The organism is Azospirillum sp. (genome assembly GCF_050789165.1).
Genome location: NZ_JBOZRT010000093.1, coordinates 161,514 through 178,595, shown reverse-complemented (window position 1 = coordinate 178,595; position 17,082 = coordinate 161,514). Strand labels below are relative to the sequence as shown.

The window sequence follows — 17,082 nt, the reverse complement described above, 5'->3', positions numbered from 1 at the left end:
ACCCTAGACAACCGCTGTTCGCCGGTTCCGTTTCATGACTCAGCTTCATAAGCGCTATCGCAAATGAACGGCTGATCGCGAGCCCCTGCCCGAACAACTTCCCATCCGATGCGCAGGTGGAATGGCCGCCTCCGCATGCCGGACTGGCTTTGCCCATCCGGCAGGCCGGTGCAGAGGATGGGAGCACGACATGGACTTTCCCGGCGACCTTGACATGACCCGGCGCGGCCTGTTGCTCGGGAGCGCCGCGACCGTGGCGATGACGACGGTGCCGTTCCCCCCGCCGGCGCGCGCCGCCCCCGTTGAGACGCCCATCCCATCGCCCGCCCTGTCGCCGGTTCGGTCGAGGGTGTCGTTCACCGTGAACGGCGGATCGCACACGCTGGAGCTCGACACGCGGACCACGCTGCTCGACGCCCTGCGCGAGCATCTGCATCTGACCGGAACCAAGAAGGGCTGCGACCACGGCCAGTGCGGAGCCTGCACGGTGATCGTCGATGGGCGGCGGATCAATTCCTGCCTGACGCTGGCGGTGATGCACGAGGGCGACAGCATCACCACCATCGAGGGCCTGGGCACGCCGGGCAACCTGCACCCCATGCAGGCGGCCTTCGTGAAGCACGACGGCTACCAGTGCGGCTACTGCACGCCGGGGCAGATCTGCTCGGCCGTCGCGGTGCTCGACGAGATCAAGGCGGGCATCCCGAGCCACGCCAGCGCCGATCTGACCGCCGCGCCCCAGGCCACGGCCATCGAACTCCGCGAGCGCATGAGCGGCAACATCTGCCGCTGCGGCGCCTACTCGAACATCGTCGATGCGATCACCGAAGTCGCACGGAGGGAGGCATGAAGCCCTTCACCTACGAGCGTGCGGAGTCGCCCACGGCCGCCGCCGCGGCCGTCGCGCGCACCCCGGGCGCCAAGTTCATCGCGGGCGGAACCAACCTGCTCGACCTGATGAAGCTGGAGATCGAGGCGCCGGCGCACCTGGTCGATGTCAACGGCCTCAAGCTCGACACCGTCGAGCCGACGCCGGACGGGGGCCTGCGCATCGGTGCGCTGGTGCGCAACACCGACCTTGCCGCTGACCCGCGCGTGCGCCGCGACTACGGCGTGCTGTCCCGCGCGCTGCTCGCCGGCGCCTCCGGCCAGCTGCGCAACAAGGCGACGACGGCGGGCAATCTGCTCCAGCGCACCCGCTGCCCCTACTTCTACGACACCAGCCAGCCCTGCAACAAACGCCAGCCCGGCAGCGGCTGCGCCGCCATCGGCGGGTTCAGCCGCCAGCTCGCCGTCATCGGCGGCAGCGAGGCCTGCATCGCGACCCATCCCAGCGACATGGCGGTGGCGATGCGCGTGCTCGATGCCATGGTGGAGACGGTGCGGCCGGACGGCGCCACGCGGACCATCCCGATCGCCGACTTCCACCGCCTGCCCGGCGACACGCCGCACGTCGAGACGGCGCTGACCCCCGGCGAGCTGATCACGGCGGTGGCGCTGCCCCGGCCGGTCGGGGGCGCCCACGTCTACCGCAAGGTGCGCGACCGTGCCTCCTACGCCTTCGCGCTGGTCTCCGTCGCCGCGATCGTGCAGCGCGACGGCAGCGGACGCGTGGCGCTGGGCGCCGTCGCCCACAAGCCATGGCGCGTCGAGGCAGCCGAGGCGGAGATGCCGCGCGGCGCCAGAGCGGTCGCCGCGCGGCTGCTCGCCGGCGCCAAGCCGACGCACGACAACGCGTTCAAGCTGCCCCTGGCCGAGCGCACGCTCGCCGCGGTGCTGAGCGAAGCGAAGGGCTGAGCCATGAAGTTCGACACGCCTGCGGCCACCAACCCGATCGACCAGCTCAAGGTGATCGGCAAGCCGACCGACCGCATCGACGGCCCGCTGAAGACCACGGGCACCGCCCCCTACGCCTACGAACACCACGAGCCCGTGCCGGACGCGGCCTACGGCCATGTGGTGGGCTCGGCCATCGCCAAGGGGCGGATCACCGCGATGGACGTGGCCGCCGCCAAGGCCGCGCCCGGCGTGCTCGCCGTCGTCACCGCCGGGAACGCCGGCAAGCTCGGCAAGGGCAAGCGCAACACGGCGACGCTGCTCGGCGGCCCGGAGATCGAGCACTACCATCAGGCCATCGCGCTGGTCGTGGCGGAGACCTTCGAGCAGGCGCGGGCCGCCGCGCAGCTGGTCCGGGTCGAATACGCCCGCGAGAATGGCGCCTTCGACCTCGCCCGCGCCAAGGGCACGGCGAAGGTGAGCGACAAGAATCCGGACCTCACCGCCGGCGATTTCGACGGCGCCTTCGCGGCGGCCCCCGTCACGCTTGACGAGACCTACACCACGCCCGACCAGACCCACGCGATGATGGAGCCGCACGCCTCCATCGCCGCCTGGAACGGGGACCGGGTCACCGTCTGGACCTCCAACCAGATGATCGACTGGACCACGGGCGATCTGGCGCAGACCCTCGGCATCCCCAAGGAGAAGGTGCGGCTCATCTCGCCCTTCGTCGGCGGTGGATTCGGCGGCAAGCTGTTCCTGCGGGCCGACACGCTGCTTGCCGTGCTGGGCGCGCGGGCGGCCGGGCGGCCGGTCAAGGTGGCCTTGCCGCGCCCGCTGATGATGAACAACACCACCCACCGGCCGGCCACCATCCAGCGCATCCGCATCGGCGCCACCCGGGACGGCACGATCACCGCCATTGCGCACGAGAGCTGGTCCGGCAACCTGCCCGGCGGCAATCCCGAGACGGCGGTCGACCAGACGAAGCTTCTCTACGCCGGCGCCAACCGCCTGACCGGGCTTCGGCTCGCGCGCCTCGACCTGCCGGAAGGCAACGCGATGCGCGCGCCGGGCGAGGCGCCGGGCATGATGGCGCTGGAGATCGCCATGGACGAAATGGCGGAAAGGCTGGGCATGGACCCGGTCGAGTTCCGCATCCGCAACGACACGCAGGTCGATCCGGCCAACCCCGCCCGTCCCTTCTCGCAGCGCCAGCTCGTCGAGTGCCTGCGCATCGGGGCGGAGCGCTTCGGGTGGAGCAAGCGCAACCCGCGGCCGGGTGCGGTCCGTGACGGCCAATGGCTGGTCGGCATGGGCATGGCCGCCGCGTTCCGCAACAACCTGCTGACCAAGTCGGCGGCGCGGGTGCGGCTCGACACGCGCGGAGTCGTGACGGTCGAGACGGACATGACCGACATCGGCACCGGAAGCTACACGATCATCGCCCAGACCGCCGCCGAGATGATGGGCGTGGGGCTGGACCGGATCGTGGTGCACTTGGGCGACTCGACCTTTCCCGTGTCGGCGGGGTCCGGCGGACAATGGGGCGCCAACAACGCGACCGCGGGCGTCTATGCCGCGTGCGTGAAACTGCGGGAGGCCGTGGCGCGGAAGCTCGGCGTCAACTCCGCGGACGCCGTGTTCGCCGACGGCCACGTCCGATCGGGCAACCGCAGCGTCTCGCTGGCCCAGGCCGCGGGCGACGGCGACCTGACCGCCGAGGACGGCATCGAATACGGCGATCTCGACAAGACGTACCAGCAGTCGACCTTCGGCGCGCATTACATCGAAGCCGGCGTGGACGCCGCCACCGGCGAAGTCCGCGTGCGGCGCATGCTGGCGGTGTGCGCGGCGGGCCGCATCCTCAATCCCAAGTCGGCGCGCAGCCAGGTGATCGGGGCGATGACCATGGGCGTGGGAGCGGCGCTGATGGAGGAGCTGGCGGTCGACACGCGCGTCGGCTTCTTCGTCAACCATGACCTCGCCGCCTACGAGGTGCCGGTCCACGCCGACATCCCGCACCAGGAGGTTCTCTTCCTCGACGAAACGGATCCGGTGTCGTCGCCGATGAAGGCCAAGGGCGTCGGCGAGCTCGGCATCTGCGGCGTCGGCGCGGCCGTCGCCAACGCCGTCTACAACGCCACCGGCGTGCGCGTGCGCGATTATCCGATCACGCTCGACAAGCTCATCGACCGGCTGCCGCAGGTCGCGTGACCGGAGGCGCGGCGCCGGGCACCCGCAGGGGGGCTTTACCAACTGATGTGATGATTGACTCATCATACCAGTTTGCCTAGCGTTGGCTGGCTAACCAAACTGCGGGGTCAGCAAACATGACGGCGATTGCGTTGTTCGGCGCCGGCGGGAAGATGGGCTTCCGCCTGTCGAAGAACCTGCAAGGATCGCGCTTCGAGGTCCGGCACGTGGAGGTCGGCGAGGCCGGCCGGCAGCGGCTCTCCCAGGAGCTCGGCGTCTCCTGCGTGTCGGCGGAGGCGGCGCTCGACGGGGCGGAGGCGGTGATCCTCGCCGTGCCCGACACCCTCATCGGCACCGTCGCGGCCGGCATCGAACGCCTGCTGGCGGCGGGCACCATGGTGATCGCGCTGGACGCCGCCGCGCCGTTCGCCGGCCATCTGCCGGACCGCAAGGACCTGACCTACTTCGTGACCCATCCCTGCCACCCGCCGATCTGGAACGACGAGACCGACTTGGCGGCCAAGCGCGACTATTTCGGCGGCGTCGCGGCGAAGCAGCACATCGTCAACGCGCTGATGCAGGGGCCGGAGGAGCACTACGCGCTCGGCGAGGAGATCGCCCGGACCATCTACAAGCCGGTGCTCCGCGCGCACCGGGTCACGGTCGAGCAGATGGCGCTGCTGGAGCCCGGCCTGTCGGAGACCGTGTGCGCGACGCTGGTCCAGGTGATGCGGGAGGCGCTGGACGAGGTCGTCGCCCGCGGCGTGCCGGAGCAGGCCGCGCGCGACTTCCTGCTCGGCCATCTCAACATCCTCGGTGCGGTTACCTTCGGCGAGGTCCAGGGCGCCTTCTCCGACGCCTGCAACAAGGCGATCGAGTTCGGCAAGCCGCAGCTCATGCGGCCGGACTGGAAGAAGGTCTTCGAGCCGGACGAGATCGCCGCGTCCATCCGCCGGATCACCTGAGCGGGCGAACGTCCGCCGGACGGAACCGGCGTGGCTCCGCTGGCCGGATGCCGGTAGGATCGTCCGCCGGGGCATGATGCGGGAAGGACGCCACGATGACCGCCACCGAGCCGATCGCCCGGCGCAAGCTCTACCAGGAGGTGGTGGAGCGCATGCTCGACTGGATCAAGACCGGCCGCTACGCGCCGGGCGACCAGCTGCCGTCCGAGCGCCAGCTGATGGAGACCTTCGGCGTCGGCCGGCCGGCGGTGCGCGAGGCGCTGCTGGCGCTCCAGCGCATGGGCATGATCTCCATCGTCCACGGCGAGCGCGCGCGGGTGCTGGCGCCGACCGCCGACACCATGCTGGAGCAGGTGTCGGCCATCGCGCAGCACATGCTGGCCTCGTCGCCGGACGCGCTTGGCCACATGCGCGAGGCGCGGGTCTTTTTCGAGACCGGCATGGTCCGCATCGCCGCGCAGCGCGCCACGGCCGACGACGTCCGGCGGCTGGAGGCGATCCTGGAGGAGCACCGGCGGGCGGCGCCCGGCACCCCGGCCTTCCTTGACCGCGACATGGCGTTCCACCGCGCCATCGCCGAGATCTCCGGCAACCCGATCTTCTCGTCGCTGAGTTCGGCGATGTTCACGTGGCTCTCCGCCTTCCACGCCGACCTGATCCGGGCGCCGGGCGCCGAGCGGCTGACGCTGGAGGAGCACGGCCGCATCCTGGCCGGCATCGCCGCCCATGACCCGGAGGAGGCCGCCGCCGCCATGGACGCGCACCTGACCCGGGCCAACGCGCTCTACGCGCAGCTTCTGAAGACTCCGCGGTAATCAAGGGGGCCGGCCGTCGGGCGGGTCGCCGTGTGCTCCAACCGGCATGAATGCCTGACAGCAAGAGCGGAAAGGGGAGGGCAAGCATGGGCGAACCGAGGTTCCGCGCCACCTACCTGATCGAGACGGCGTATCCCCTGGCCGACGCGGCGGCGGCGCTGGCCGGCGAGCAGTCTACCGGCACCTTCATCCGGCTGCCCGGCGAGACGGACGAGTTGCTGGAGCGCCACGCCGCCCGCGTCGAGGCCATCACCGAGGTGGAGCCGGTTCCGACGCCGTCGCTGCCCGGGGCCGGGCGGCCGAAGGGGGCGGATCTCGTCCGCCGCGCGCGCGTGACGATCTCCTGGCCGCTGGCGACCATCGGGCCGTCCCTGCCCAACCTGATGGCCACCGTCGCCGGCAACCTGTTCGAACTGAAGCAGTTCTCCGGCGTGCGCCTGCTCGACCTCGACCTGCCGCCCGCCTTCGCCGAGGCCTATCCGGGGCCGCAGTTCGGCGTTGCCGGAACGCGGGCGCTGGCCGGCGTCGAGGGCCGGCCGCTGGTCGGCACCATCATCAAGCCGAGCGTCGGCCTGTCGCCCGCGGAGACCGCCGCGCTGGTCGACACGCTGTGCGAGGGCGGCATCGACTTCATCAAGGACGACGAGCTGCAGGCCAACGGCCCGCACTGTCCGCTGGCCGACCGCGTCCGCGCCGTGATGCCGGTAATCGACCGGCACGCGCAGCGGACCGGGCGCAAGGTCATGTACGCCTTCAACATCACCGACGACCTCGACGCCATGCTGCGCCACCACGACACCGTGCTGGCGGCCGGCGGCACCTGCGTCATGGTCAGCCTCAACAGCTGCGGGCTGGTCGGGCTGAGCGCGTTGCGCCGGCACAGCCGGCTGCCGATCCACGCCCACCGCAACGGCTGGGGCTACCTGTCGCGCTCCCCGGCCCTGGGCTTCGAGTACGCCGCGTGGCAGAAGGTCTGGCGCGTGGCGGGCGTCGACCATATGCACGTCAACGGCCTGCGCAACAAGTTCTCCGAGCTCGACGCGTCGGTGATCGCCTCGGCCCGGACCTGCCTCGCCCCGATGTTCGCCCCGCCGGCGCCGGGGTTCGCGATCATGCCGGTGTTCTCCTCCGGGCAGTGGGCCGGGCAGGCGCCGGACACCTTCCGCATGCTGGGGTCGGTCGACCTGATCTACGCCTGCGGCGGCGGCATCGTCGCCCATCCCGGCGGCGTCGCCGCCGGCGTGGCCAGCATCCGGCAGGCGTGGGAGGCCGCGGTGTCCGGCCAGGATCTGCACGCCTACGCCGAGACCCACGCTGAGCTGCGCCAGGCGCTCGACCAGTACGGTGCCGCATGACGGGGCTGCCCCATCTCCTCCTCGCCTACTATGGCGACGACTTCACCGGCTCGACCGACGTGATGGAGGCGCTGACGCTCAATGGGCTGCCCACCGTGCTCTTCCTCCAGCCCCCGACCGAGGAGCAGCGGCGCGCGTTCGCCCATTGCCGCGCCATCGGCTTCGCCGGGATCAGCCGCAGCAAGGACCCGGCGTGGATGGACGCCCACCTGCCGGCGATCTTCGCCGGCATGAAGGCGCTGAACGCCCCGGTCAGTCAGTACAAGGTTTGCTCGACCTTCGACTCGTCGCCCACGGTCGGCAGCATTGGCCGCGCGCTCGACATCGGGCGGGCGGTGTTCGGAGGGCAGGGGTGCACGCCGGTGCTGGCCGGCGCGCCGGCGCTGGGCCGCTACACGGTGTTCGGCAACCATTTCGCCACCGCGGCGGGGCAGCCGCACCGGCTCGACCGCCACCCGACGATGGCCCGCCACCCGGTCACGCCGATGGCCGAGGCTGACCTGCGGCGGCATCTGGCGGCGCAGACCGCGGCGACGGTTGCGCTCTTCGACATCCTGGCCCTTCAGGCCGGGGACGCCGACGCGCGGTTCGACGCGCTGCTGGCCGGCCGGCCCGACGCCGTGCTGTTCGACGCGCTGGACCGCGCCTCGCTCGCCCAAACCGGCCGGCTGATCTGGGAGCGCTTGGCGGCGCCCCGCTTCTGCGTCGCCTCCTCTGGCCTGGAATACGCTCTGGTCGAGCACTGGCGCGCTGCCGGCCTGCTGCCGGACGCCCCTTCGCCGTCGCCGTCCGTCCCGGCGGACCGCATCATGGCGGTGTCGGGCAGTTGCTCCCCGGCGACGGCGGAGCAGATCGGCTGGGCGCTCGGCCACGGCTTCGCCGGCATCCGCCTCGATCCCGCCCGTGTGGTCGCGGCGGAGAGCCGGGACCAGGAAATCCACGCCGCCGTGCGGGCGACGGCGGCGGCGCTGGCGGCCGGCGCGAGCCCGCTGGTCTACACCGCCCGCGGGCCGGACGACCCGGCGGTCGGCGCCTTCGATGCGTTCCTGGCGCGCACAGCGCTGTCCAGGGAGCGGGCCAACGAGGGCGTCGGGCGGGCCCTGGGCCGCATCCTGCGCGAGGTCGTCCTGACCACCGGCCTCCGGCGCGCCGTGGTGGCGGGGGGCGACACCTCCGGCCATGTGAACGGCGAGCTGGGGGCCTACGCGCTGACCGTCGCTGCGCCCCTCGCTCCCGGTGCGCCGCTGTGCGCGATGCACGCCGCGGATCCCCGCCTGCGTGGGCTGGAGATCGCGCTCAAGGGCGGCCAGATGGGACAGGCCGACTTCTTCGGGGCGGTCCGCCGTGGCGGCGGGTGACGGACGGCGGCTGTCAGTCCGCCACGGCGGCGGGAAGCGCAGCCTCCGCCAGCTCCTCGGCGGTCTCCTCCTCGGTCCCGATGGCGTCTTCCCACTTGCCGACCACGGCGGTGGCGATGGCGTTGCCCAGCACGTTGGTGGCGGTGCGCCCCATGTCGAGGAAGTGGTCGATGCCCATGATCAGCAGTACGCCGGCCTCCGGCAGGTTGAACATCGGCAGAACGGCGGCCACCACCACCAGCGACGACCGCGGCACGCCGGCGATGCCCTTGCTGGACACCATCAGCACCAGCAGCATCAGCATCTGCTGGTCCAGGCTGAGCGGCAGGTTGTAGGCCTGCGCGATGAACAGCGACGCGAACGTCGTGTAGATCATCGAGCCGTCGAGGTTGAACGAATAGCCGAGCGGCAGCACGAAGCCGATCACCCGCTCCTTGATGCCGAAGCCCTTCAGTTCCTCCATGACGCGGGGGTAGGCGGATTCGCTGGAGGCGGTGGAGAACCCAAGCAGCATGGGCTCGCGCACCGTCCGGACCAGGCGGAAGACGTCCTTGCGCAGCACCAGGAAGCCGGCGCCGATCAGGAACGCCCACAGCACCACCAGCGTCACGTAGAAGCTGCCCATGAACTTGCCGTAGACCAGCAGCACGCCCAGCCCCTGCGTGGCGACCACGTTGGCGACGGCGGCGAAGACGCCGATGGGGGCGAAGCGCATGACGTAGTCGGTGACGGTCAGCATCACCGGCACCACCTCCTCGATGGACTGGACCAGCGTGCGCGCCTTGGTCTCGCGCAGCTTGCCGAGCGCCAGGCCGACGAACACCGAGAACACCAGGATCTGCAGGATCTCGTTGTTCGCCATCGCCTCGAAGAAGTTGCGCGGGAAGACGTGGGTGACGAACTCCCGGAGGTTCAGCGCCGACGTCTTCAGGCCGACCGCGGCGCTCACGTCGGGCAGGGGCACGCCGACGTTGGCGCCGGGCTGGAACAGGTTGGCGAAGATCAGGCCGATGGTCAGCGAGGCCAGCGAGGCCATCAGGAACCAGCCCACCGCCTTGCCGCCGATGCGGCCCACGGTGCGGGCGTCGCCCATGCCGGCCATCCCCGCGACCAGCGTCGAGAAGATCAGCGGCGCGATGATCATCTTGATCAGGCGCAGGAAGATGTCCGTCACCATGGCGAAATAGCCGGCGATCTCCTTCGCCGCCGCCGGGCCGCCGCTCAGGACGTTGCAGGCGTAACCGACCACGATGCCCAGCACCATGGCGACGACGATCAGGGCCGTCTGCTTGTTCATCTTCATGGGAACTCTCCTCCTCGGCCGGCGCGTGCGCCGTCCGAGGTCCGGGTCAAAGACTGGGGACGATCAGCGGCGCGGCCGCGGTGAAGGGTGGGCCGGGCTGGGCGCGCAGGAGGCGGGACGGCCGCGCCGGGCGCGGGTGGTGGCTGCGGTCATCGTCGTTCGTCGCTCTCCATGCGCCATCCGGTTCCCACCGGCCGCCGGCGTCCGGCGACAAAGGCGCATACCACTTACGCCCTAGATGAACGGCATATCAATATACCAGTTTGGTTAATGCTGTGACATTCCGCGCGGCGGTGGCTGTGGCAAGGCGCCGGGAACTGGGCGATCATCGGGAGAAGGGGAGGGCAAGGCCATGTCGGAAAGCACGATGCGGGAAGACGTCTGCCGATTCGGACGCTCGCTGTTCGAGCGCGGATTGACGCCGGGATCGTCGGGGAACATCTCGGTGCGGCTGGACGACGGCGGCTGGCTGGTGACGCCGACCAACGCCGCGCTCGGCTTCCTCGATCCGGCGCGGCTCGCCCGGCTCGACGCGCAGGGCCGGCTGGTGTCCGGCGACGCGCCGACCAAGGAGATTCCGCTGCACACCGCCGTCTACGAGACGCGCGGATCCGCGCGCGCCATCGTGCACCTGCATTCGACGCACGCGGTGGCCGTGTCCATGCTGCCGGAGATCGACCCGCGCGCCGTCCTGCCGCCGCTGACCGCCTATTCGTTGATGCGGGCGGGGCAAGTGGCGCTGGTGCCATACCACCGGCCGGGCGACCCGGCGGTGGCCGATGCGATCCGCGGGCTGGCCGGGCGCTATTCCTCGGTGCTGCTGGCCAACCACGGCCCGGTGGTGGCCGGCGACAGCCTGGAGGCCGCCGTGTTCGCCACGGAGGAGCTGGAGGAGACGGCCAAGCTGTACCTGCTGCTGCGCAACCTGAACCCGCGCCACCTGACGCCGGCCCAAGTCGCGGATCTGGTCGCGACCTTCGGCCTCGACCTCCCGCATCCGCCGCACGACCACGCCTGACCGGCGTCGGGCGGCATGGCGGGGGAGGTAATCGTCTCCGAACCGACGCTCATCGCCTGGGTCGAGCCCGAGGCGCCCGCGCTGCTCCCGTTGCTGGGGTTCGCGATTGCGCTCGTTCTGATGGGGCGGCTCCGGTCCGTTCCCGTGGAGCGGGCGGCCGTGGCCGCCATCCCCTTCCTCGACGTCGGCAAGGCGGCGCTGCTGTTCGAGATCCTGTACTACGGCGCGCACGTCATCGTGTTTGCGCTCCTTCCACTCTACCTCTGGCTGGCGTGAGCCACAGGGCCGGCGCGGGCCGGGCCGCTACGCCACCAGAGTGAGCGGGCCGCCCTTCGACAGGCTCTCGGTCAGGTAGGTCACCAGCGGCCGGATCAGGTCGGCCGCTGCGGACTCCTCGCCGATCACGGTGATCTCCGTCATCGGCAGGGTCGGCCAGTGGTCGGGCGCGTGCAGGATCTGCAGACCGTCCTGCACGAAGGACTTGCCCAGCACCGTGACCCCCAGCCCGCCGGCCACCGCCGCCTGGATGCCCATCAGGCTGCTGGCCGTGCAGGCGACCTCCCAATCGCGGCGGACGGAGTCGAGCGCGCCGATCATCAGCTCGCGGTAGGTGCAGGGCGGCGGCAGCATGACGAGGCGCGCCGGGCGCGCGGCATCGACCTGATGGTCCGCCGCCGCCAGCCAGACCAGCGGCTCGCGCCAGATCACCCGGCCGCGTTGGGCGGTGCCGTCCTTCTTGGCGATCACCGCGTCCAGCCGGTCCTCGTCGTAGGCGGCCAGCAGGGCGCAGCTGAGCCCGGTCATCAGGTCGATCCGCATGCCGGGATAAAGGCGGCTGAACCGCGCCAGCAGCTTCGGCAGCTCCTTCGGGATGAAGTCCTCCGCGATGCCGAGCCGCAACGTGCCGGATGCCGCCGGTTCCCGCACGCTGCGGATCACCGCGTCGTTGAACTCCAGCATCTGGCGCGCGGCGACGAGCAGGCGCTCGCCGTCGCGCGTCAGGCTGAGCGACCGGCTGTTGCGGTCGAAGACGCGGCGCTGCAGGATCTCCTCCAGCCGCAGCACCTTCTGGCTGACCGCCGACTGCGAGCGCCCGACCACGTCGGCCGCCGCCGTGAAGCTGCCGGTCTCCGCCACGGCGACGAAGGCGCGCAGGAGGTCGATCTCCAGGTCCGGGTATCGCATGGTCCGAACGGTCCTTTCGCCGGCGGCTGCCCGAGCTAAGCGTCTTCCGGGGCCTGCGGCAAGCCTCGGAAGCCGGAGAGCACGATCTTGCCGATGCTCCGCCCGCTCTCCACGGCCTCGTGGGCGCGGCGCAGGTTGGCGGCGGTTATGGCGCCGAAGTCTTCGCGCCGGGTCGTGCGCAGCACGCCGCTGTCCACCAGCGCCGAGACCTCGCTGAGGATGCGGTGCTGCTCGACCATGTCCGGCGTGCCGAAGAGGGAACGGGTGAACATCAGCTCCCAATGCACCGACAGGCTCTTGCGCTTGAAGGGCACAATGTCGAACGTTTCCGGGTCGTCGATCAGCGCCAGTGCGCCCTGCGGCGCCAGGGCTTCCAAGATGGCGGCCTGGTGCCTGCCCGTCGCGGTCAGACCGGCGACGTAGCGCACCTGCGGAATGCCGATGGCCTTCAACCCTTCGTTCAGCGGCGTGCGGTGGTCGATGACGTGGTGGGCGCCCATGCCCAGGCACCACTCCCGCGTCTCCGGCCGGGAGGCGGTGGCGATCACCGTCAGGCCGGTTAGGCGCCGGGCGATCTGCGTCAGGATGGAGCCGACGCCGCCGGCGCCGTTGACGATCAGAATCGCATCGTCCGAGACCTTCCGCCCGTAGGGCACGCGCAGCCGGTCGAACAGCAGCTCCCACGCGGTCAGCGCGGTGAGCGGCAGCGCCGCGGCGTCGGCGAAGGACAGGCTGGCCGGCTTCGGCCCGACGATCCGCTCGTCCACGGCATGGAATTCGGCGTTGGTGCCGGGCCGGTCGATGGCGCCGGCGTAGAAGACCGCGTCGCCCGGCTTGAAGCGGGTGACCTCGGGACCGGCCGCCTCGACGATCCCGGCGGCGTCGAAGCCCAGGATGCGGGCGCTGCCCTCCGGCGGCGTGGCGGCGGCGCGCTGCTTCACGTCCACCGGGTTGACGGAGACCGCCTCCACCCGGACCAGCAGGTCGTGCGGGCGCAGCGCCGGCGCGGGCAGCTCCAGGTCGACCAGGGACTGCGAGGCCGCGATGGGGCCGGGGCGGTGGAAACCGATGGCTTTCATGGGCGGGGTCCTTTCACGGTGCGCATCCTCACCGTCCGTCTGGGCGGTGGTGAGGGATGGCAGGGTGCGCCCGCGCGACAAATTATTGAAACGCATAATTCAGATCGCATCGATCTGAAACTCTACTGGGTCAGCGCGCCCCAACCCCGCCGCCGACGCCGCTCACGACGATGGGGCGCCGGCGCGCAGCCGTTGCTCCAGGTTCAGGCTGTAGCGCGCCATGCCGTAGCACAGCACCCAGAACACCAGCCCGACGAACACGTATCCTTCGGAGGCGAAGCCCAGCCAGTTGGGGTCGGAGGTCGCGGTCTTGATCATGCCGATCAGGTCCAGCAGGCCGATCACCGCCACCAGCGACGTGTCCTTCAGGAGGCCGATGAAGGTGTTCACGATACCGGGGATGACGATGCGCAACGCCTGCGGCAGCACCACCAGGGCCATCACCGCCACGCGGCCCAGGCCCAGGCTTTCCGCCGCCTCGCGCTGGCCGGGCGGGATCGCCTGCAGGCCGCCGCGCACCACCTCGGCCATGTAGGCGGCCGAGAACAGCGCCACGCCGATCAGCGCCCGCAACAGCTTGTCGATGCCCACGCCCTCGGGCAGGAACAGCGGCAGCATGACCGAGGCGAGGAACAGCACGGTGATCATCGGCACGCCGCGGATGAACTCGATGAAGCCGATGCAGCTCAGCCGCACGACCGGCAGGTCGGAGCGGCGGCCGAGCGCCAGCAGGACGCCCAGCGGCAGCGACGCGCCCATGCCGGTCAGCCCGATGGTCAGCGTGAGGAACAGCCCGCCCCATTGCTCGGTCGGCACCACCGGCAGCGCCGGCCCGCCGCCGACCAGCAACGCGTACGCCAGCAGGGGGAACACCAGCGCCAGCAGATAGAGCGCCGCCGCCCGCACCGTCCGGAAGCGCAGCCCCAGCACGCCGGCTCCCAGCACCAGCGCGACCCACGCCGCCGCCCACGGCGCGCCCGCCAGCGCGCCTCCGGCCCAGCCCGCCGCCGCCGCGACAGCCAGCACGCCCGCGGCGCGCACCGGGGCGGAGCGCTGCCGCAGCCGGTCCAGCGCCGCGTGGTCGGCGACGAGCAGCAGCGGAGCCGCCAGGTACGCCGCCGCCAGCGCGGCGGTCCAGCCGCCGGCCGTCCATGCCAGCACCGCCCCGGCGAACGGAGCCCCGGCCAACGCCGCCACGCGCTGCACGACGGGCCGCCAGGGCAGCACCGCCGCCAGCGCCAGAACCAAGGTCAGCGCGACGGCATCGACGCGCCAGCGCTGCGCGACCGGGTAGAAGCCGTACATGAGCTGCCCGAAGCGAACCTTGACGAACACCCAGCACGCCCCCGGCCGAAGGCCGCCGGCCGTGTCCAGGCAGGCGTCGCGCGTGCTGCCGGCCCAGGTGGCGTCCAGCACCGCCCAGCGCAGCAGCGGCGGCGCCAGAACGGCGAACAGCGCGGCGAACAGCAGCGTCGCGACGGTGCTCCAGGGCGAATAGAACAGGTTCGCGCGCATCCAGCGCCAGGGGCCGGTGCGTACGACGGGCGGCGGCAGGCCGTCGGTGGAGGGGGGCGGGGTCATCGCCGGACGATCGCCATCTTGCGGTTGTAGAGGTTCATGGCGGCCGAGATCGCGAAGCTGACCACCAGATAGACCAGCATGGTCATGCCGATGGTCTCGATGGCCTGCCCGGTCTGGTTCAGCGTGGTGCCGGAGAACACGGCGACCATGTCGGGGAAGCCGATGACCACGGCCAGCGAGGAATTCTTGAGCAGGTTGAGGTACTGGCTGGTCATCGGCGGGATGATGACGCGCATGGCCTGCGGCAGCACCACCAGCCGCAGCACGCCCGCCGGGCCGAGGCCGAGGGCGCGCGCCGCCTCCACCTGCCCCTGCGGCACCGACAGGATGCCGGCGCGCACCGTCTCGCCGATGAAGGCCCCGGAATAGAGGGTGAGCGCCAGCCACAGGGCGATCAGCTCCGGCACCAGCGTCAGGCCGCCGGCGAAGTTGAAGCCCTTCAGCGCCGGCACTTCCCAGCCCAGCAGCACGCCGCCCCACGCCAGCGTCGCCACCGCCGGCAGCACCACGAGCGCCAGCCCCGCCCAGCCGACGGGCAGCCGCCGCCCGGTGATTCGCGTCCGCCGCGCCGCCCACAGCGCCAGCCCCAGCGCCGCGGCGGCGCCCAGCACGGCCGCCGCGCCGACCATCCAGACGGCGTCGGTGGTGAGCGGCCGCGGCACGGTCAGGCCGCGGTTGCTGAGGAACGCCACGCCGCCCAGCGAGATCGCGTCGCGCGGGCGCGGCAGCGGCGCCAGCACGGCGGTGTACCAGAACAGCAGCTGCAGCAGCAGCGGCATGTTCCGCACCGTCTCGATGACGCCGGCCGCGGTGCGCGACACCAGCCAGTTGCGCGACAGCCGCCCGACGCCGAGCAGGAAGCCCAGCACGGTCGCCGCCGCGATGCCCAGCAGCGACACGGTAAGCGTGTTCAGCGCGCCGACCACGAAGGCCCGGCCATAGGTGCTGGCCGGGCTGTAGTCGATCAGGCGGAAGTTGATGTCGAACCCGGCGCGGTTGCCGAGGAAGCGGAATCCGGAGGCGATGCCGGCCTTCTGGAGGTTGTGGATGGCGTTGTCGACGCCCCACGCCAGCAGGCCGAGCAACGCCGCCAGGATCACCCCCTGGATCGCCAGCGCGCGCACGCGGCGGGCGCTCCACGCCGGTTCGCGCGGCGGCGCCTGGGACGCCCCGCGGTCATCCGCGCCGCCGCCCGCCATCGTGCGCCCGGACACTCAGCGCACCGGCGGCGCGTACATCAGGCCGCCCTTGCTCCACAGCGCGTTGATGCCGCGTTCCAGGCCCAGCGGCGTCTTGGTGCCGACGTTGCGCTCGAACACCTCGCCGTAGTTGCCGACGTGCTTGACGATGCGGTACGCCCAGTCGCGCTCCAGGCCCCAGCGCTCGTTGCCCAGCGCCTCGTCGCTGCCCAGCAGGCGGCGCACGTCCGGGTTCTTGGCGTTGCGCTGCTCGTCCACGTTGGCCGTGGTGACGCCCAGCTCCTCGGCGTTGATCATGGCGAACAGCGTCCACTTGGCGATGTTGGTCCACTGCGGGTCGCCGGCGCGCACCGCCGGGCCCAGCGGCTCCTTGGAGATCACCTCGGGCAGGATGACGTGGTTGGCCGGCTTCGACAGCGTGGTGCGCCGCGCCGCCAGCCCCGAGGTGTCGGTGGTGTACACGTCGCAGCGGCCGGTGTCGTACAGCTTGGTCGCCTCGTCCGAGGACTCGAAGACGACCTGCTTGAAGGTGATGCCGTTGGCCGCGAAGAAGTCGGCGATGTTCTGCTCGGCGGTGGTGCCGGCCTGGATGCAGACGCTGGCGCCGTTCAGCTCCTTGGCGCTCTTCACGTTCAGGTCCTTGGTGACCATGAAGCCCTGGCCGTCGTAGAAGTTCGCGCCGACGAACTCGAGGCCCAGGTTGACGTCGCGCGTGAAGCTCCAGGTGGTGTTGCGCACCAGCACGTCGATCTCGCCGGTCTGCAGCGCGGTGAAGCGCTCGGTGGTGGTGACCGGGCGGTAGGTGACCTTGGCGGGGTCGTTGAAGACGGCGGCGGCGATGGCGCGGCAGTAGTCCACGTCCATGCCGGACCAGACGCCCTGCGCGTCCGGCACCGAGAAGCCGGGAACCTTGCCGCTGACGCCGCAGACCACGCTGCCGCGCTGCTTCACGGTGTCGAGCACGCCGGCCTGCGCGCCCGCGGCCAGGGTTGCGGTGAACGCCGCGACGGCGGCGGCCAGGATGAGTCTCACGGATGGTCTCCCTGTTCGTTTCGTTGGTGCTGGGATCCGGACGGCTTCGGCGGTCGTCCCCGACACACCCCCACGCCGCGAGGAGAGGGGGTCCGGATTGCGTACCGATGTTTGCGCTCGCAGGCAAGGCCGGCCGCCGCTGGGCGGGAATGCCGGCGGCGCAGGCCGCGGAGGATTGGACAGACCACCCTGCGCATCCATACAATGTTCCGGATTC

14 protein-coding genes are annotated in these 17,082 nt (G+C 71.2%); 8 read left to right on the top strand and 6 right to left on the bottom strand.

Features of this window, described 5'->3' with window-relative positions; genetic code table 11:
- Nucleotides 1–190: 190 nt before the first annotated feature.
- The 7 genes from paoA to ACRWK7_RS20810 all read left to right on the top strand — a co-directional run bounded on the left by paoA (nucleotide 191) and on the right by ACRWK7_RS20810 (nucleotide 8,468).
- Nucleotides 191–850, top strand: coding sequence for an aldehyde dehydrogenase iron-sulfur subunit PaoA (gene paoA / locus ACRWK7_RS20840; protein WP_431858200.1), 660 nt, complete (start codon nucleotides 191–193; stop codon nucleotides 848–850).
- The gene (locus ACRWK7_RS20835) at nucleotides 847–1,797 is read left to right on the top strand and encodes an FAD binding domain-containing protein (protein WP_431858199.1); all 951 of its coding nucleotides are present in this window, start codon (nucleotides 847–849) and stop codon (nucleotides 1,795–1,797) included. The genes paoA and ACRWK7_RS20835 overlap by 4 nt, the downstream gene beginning before the upstream one ends.
- 3 nt (nucleotides 1,798–1,800) lie before the next feature.
- Nucleotides 1,801–3,996, top strand: a complete 2,196-nt coding sequence (paoC, locus tag ACRWK7_RS20830) for an aldehyde oxidoreductase molybdenum-binding subunit PaoC (RefSeq protein ID WP_431858198.1) — start codon at nucleotides 1,801–1,803, stop codon at nucleotides 3,994–3,996.
- Between the two features lie 116 nt (nucleotides 3,997–4,112).
- Nucleotides 4,113–4,940 carry a phosphogluconate dehydrogenase C-terminal domain-containing protein gene (locus ACRWK7_RS20825; protein ID WP_431858197.1) on the top strand — a complete coding sequence of 276 codons (828 nt, stop codon included), beginning with the start codon at nucleotides 4,113–4,115 and terminating at the stop codon, nucleotides 4,938–4,940.
- Between the two features lie 95 nt (nucleotides 4,941–5,035).
- Nucleotides 5,036–5,755, top strand: a complete 720-nt coding sequence (gene nanR / locus ACRWK7_RS20820; RefSeq protein WP_431858196.1) for a transcriptional regulator NanR — start codon at nucleotides 5,036–5,038, stop codon at nucleotides 5,753–5,755.
- A gap of 86 nt (nucleotides 5,756–5,841) precedes the next feature.
- A complete protein-coding gene (locus ACRWK7_RS20815; RefSeq protein WP_431858194.1) occupies nucleotides 5,842–7,110 on the top strand; it encodes a ribulose-bisphosphate carboxylase large subunit family protein in 1,269 nt (422 codons plus the stop codon).
- Nucleotides 7,107–8,468 (top strand): four-carbon acid sugar kinase family protein, encoded by a 1,362-nt coding sequence (locus ACRWK7_RS20810; RefSeq protein ID WP_431858193.1) that lies wholly within the window; start codon nucleotides 7,107–7,109, stop codon nucleotides 8,466–8,468. The genes ACRWK7_RS20815 and ACRWK7_RS20810 overlap by 4 nt, the downstream gene beginning before the upstream one ends.
- A gap of 13 nt (nucleotides 8,469–8,481) precedes the next feature.
- Here ACRWK7_RS20810 and ACRWK7_RS20805 read toward each other — a convergent pair whose 3' ends face one another.
- Entirely contained in the window at nucleotides 8,482–9,771 is a 1,290-nt protein-coding gene (locus ACRWK7_RS20805) for a dicarboxylate/amino acid:cation symporter (RefSeq protein ID WP_431858192.1), read from the bottom strand.
- Nucleotides 9,772–10,123: 352 nt separating this feature from the next.
- Between ACRWK7_RS20805 and ACRWK7_RS20800 the strand changes: the two genes are divergently transcribed.
- Nucleotides 10,124–10,789 (top strand): aldolase, encoded by a 666-nt coding sequence (locus tag ACRWK7_RS20800; protein WP_431858191.1) that lies wholly within the window; start codon nucleotides 10,124–10,126, stop codon nucleotides 10,787–10,789.
- A gap of 303 nt (nucleotides 10,790–11,092) precedes the next feature.
- Here ACRWK7_RS20800 and ACRWK7_RS20795 read toward each other — a convergent pair whose 3' ends face one another.
- From ACRWK7_RS20795 to ACRWK7_RS20775, 5 genes are all read right to left on the bottom strand, one after another.
- Nucleotides 11,093–11,974: a LysR substrate-binding domain-containing protein gene (locus tag ACRWK7_RS20795; protein ID WP_431858190.1), complete on the bottom strand. Its 882-nt coding sequence runs from the start codon at nucleotides 11,972–11,974 to the stop codon at nucleotides 11,093–11,095.
- 35 nt (nucleotides 11,975–12,009) lie between these two features.
- Nucleotides 12,010–13,053 carry a zinc-binding alcohol dehydrogenase family protein gene (locus tag ACRWK7_RS20790; protein ID WP_431858189.1) on the bottom strand — a complete coding sequence of 348 codons (1,044 nt, stop codon included), beginning with the start codon at nucleotides 13,051–13,053 and terminating at the stop codon, nucleotides 12,010–12,012.
- Nucleotides 13,054–13,215: 162 nt separating this feature from the next.
- Nucleotides 13,216–14,634, bottom strand: a complete 1,419-nt coding sequence (locus tag ACRWK7_RS20785; protein ID WP_431858188.1) for an amino acid ABC transporter permease — start codon at nucleotides 14,632–14,634, stop codon at nucleotides 13,216–13,218.
- The gene (locus ACRWK7_RS20780; RefSeq protein ID WP_431858187.1) at nucleotides 14,631–15,848 is read right to left on the bottom strand and encodes an amino acid ABC transporter permease; all 1,218 of its coding nucleotides are present in this window, start codon (nucleotides 15,846–15,848) and stop codon (nucleotides 14,631–14,633) included. Before ACRWK7_RS20780 ends, ACRWK7_RS20785 begins: the two co-directional genes overlap by 4 nt.
- Entirely contained in the window at nucleotides 15,849–16,865 is a 1,017-nt protein-coding gene (locus ACRWK7_RS20775; RefSeq protein WP_431858186.1) for an amino acid ABC transporter substrate-binding protein, read from the bottom strand. It abuts the gene before it with no gap.
- Nucleotides 16,866–17,082: the final 217 nt, after the last annotated feature.

Bases quoted from the DNA above. Each gene is read 5' to 3' on its own strand.
- ACRWK7_RS20825 (WP_431858197.1), top strand. From the start codon at position 4,113: ATGACGGCGATTGCGTTGTTCGGCGCCGGCGGGAAGATGGGCTTCCGC.
- ACRWK7_RS20805 (WP_431858192.1), bottom strand. From the start codon at position 9,771: ATGAAGATGAACAAGCAGACGGCCCTGATCGTCGTCGCCATGGTGCTG.
- ACRWK7_RS20835 (WP_431858199.1), top strand. From the start codon at position 847: ATGAAGCCCTTCACCTACGAGCGTGCGGAGTCGCCCACGGCCGCCGCC.
- ACRWK7_RS20795 (WP_431858190.1), bottom strand. From the start codon at position 11,974: ATGCGATACCCGGACCTGGAGATCGACCTCCTGCGCGCCTTCGTCGCC.
- ACRWK7_RS20800 (WP_431858191.1), top strand. From the start codon at position 10,124: ATGTCGGAAAGCACGATGCGGGAAGACGTCTGCCGATTCGGACGCTCG.
- ACRWK7_RS20790 (WP_431858189.1), bottom strand. From the start codon at position 13,053: ATGAAAGCCATCGGTTTCCACCGCCCCGGCCCCATCGCGGCCTCGCAG.
- nanR (WP_431858196.1), top strand. From the start codon at position 5,036: ATGACCGCCACCGAGCCGATCGCCCGGCGCAAGCTCTACCAGGAGGTG.
- paoA (WP_431858200.1), top strand. From the start codon at position 191: ATGGACTTTCCCGGCGACCTTGACATGACCCGGCGCGGCCTGTTGCTC.
- ACRWK7_RS20785 (WP_431858188.1), bottom strand. From the start codon at position 14,634: ATGACCCCGCCCCCCTCCACCGACGGCCTGCCGCCGCCCGTCGTACGC.
- ACRWK7_RS20815 (WP_431858194.1), top strand. From the start codon at position 5,842: ATGGGCGAACCGAGGTTCCGCGCCACCTACCTGATCGAGACGGCGTAT.
- paoC (WP_431858198.1), top strand. From the start codon at position 1,801: ATGAAGTTCGACACGCCTGCGGCCACCAACCCGATCGACCAGCTCAAG.
- ACRWK7_RS20810 (WP_431858193.1), top strand. From the start codon at position 7,107: ATGACGGGGCTGCCCCATCTCCTCCTCGCCTACTATGGCGACGACTTC.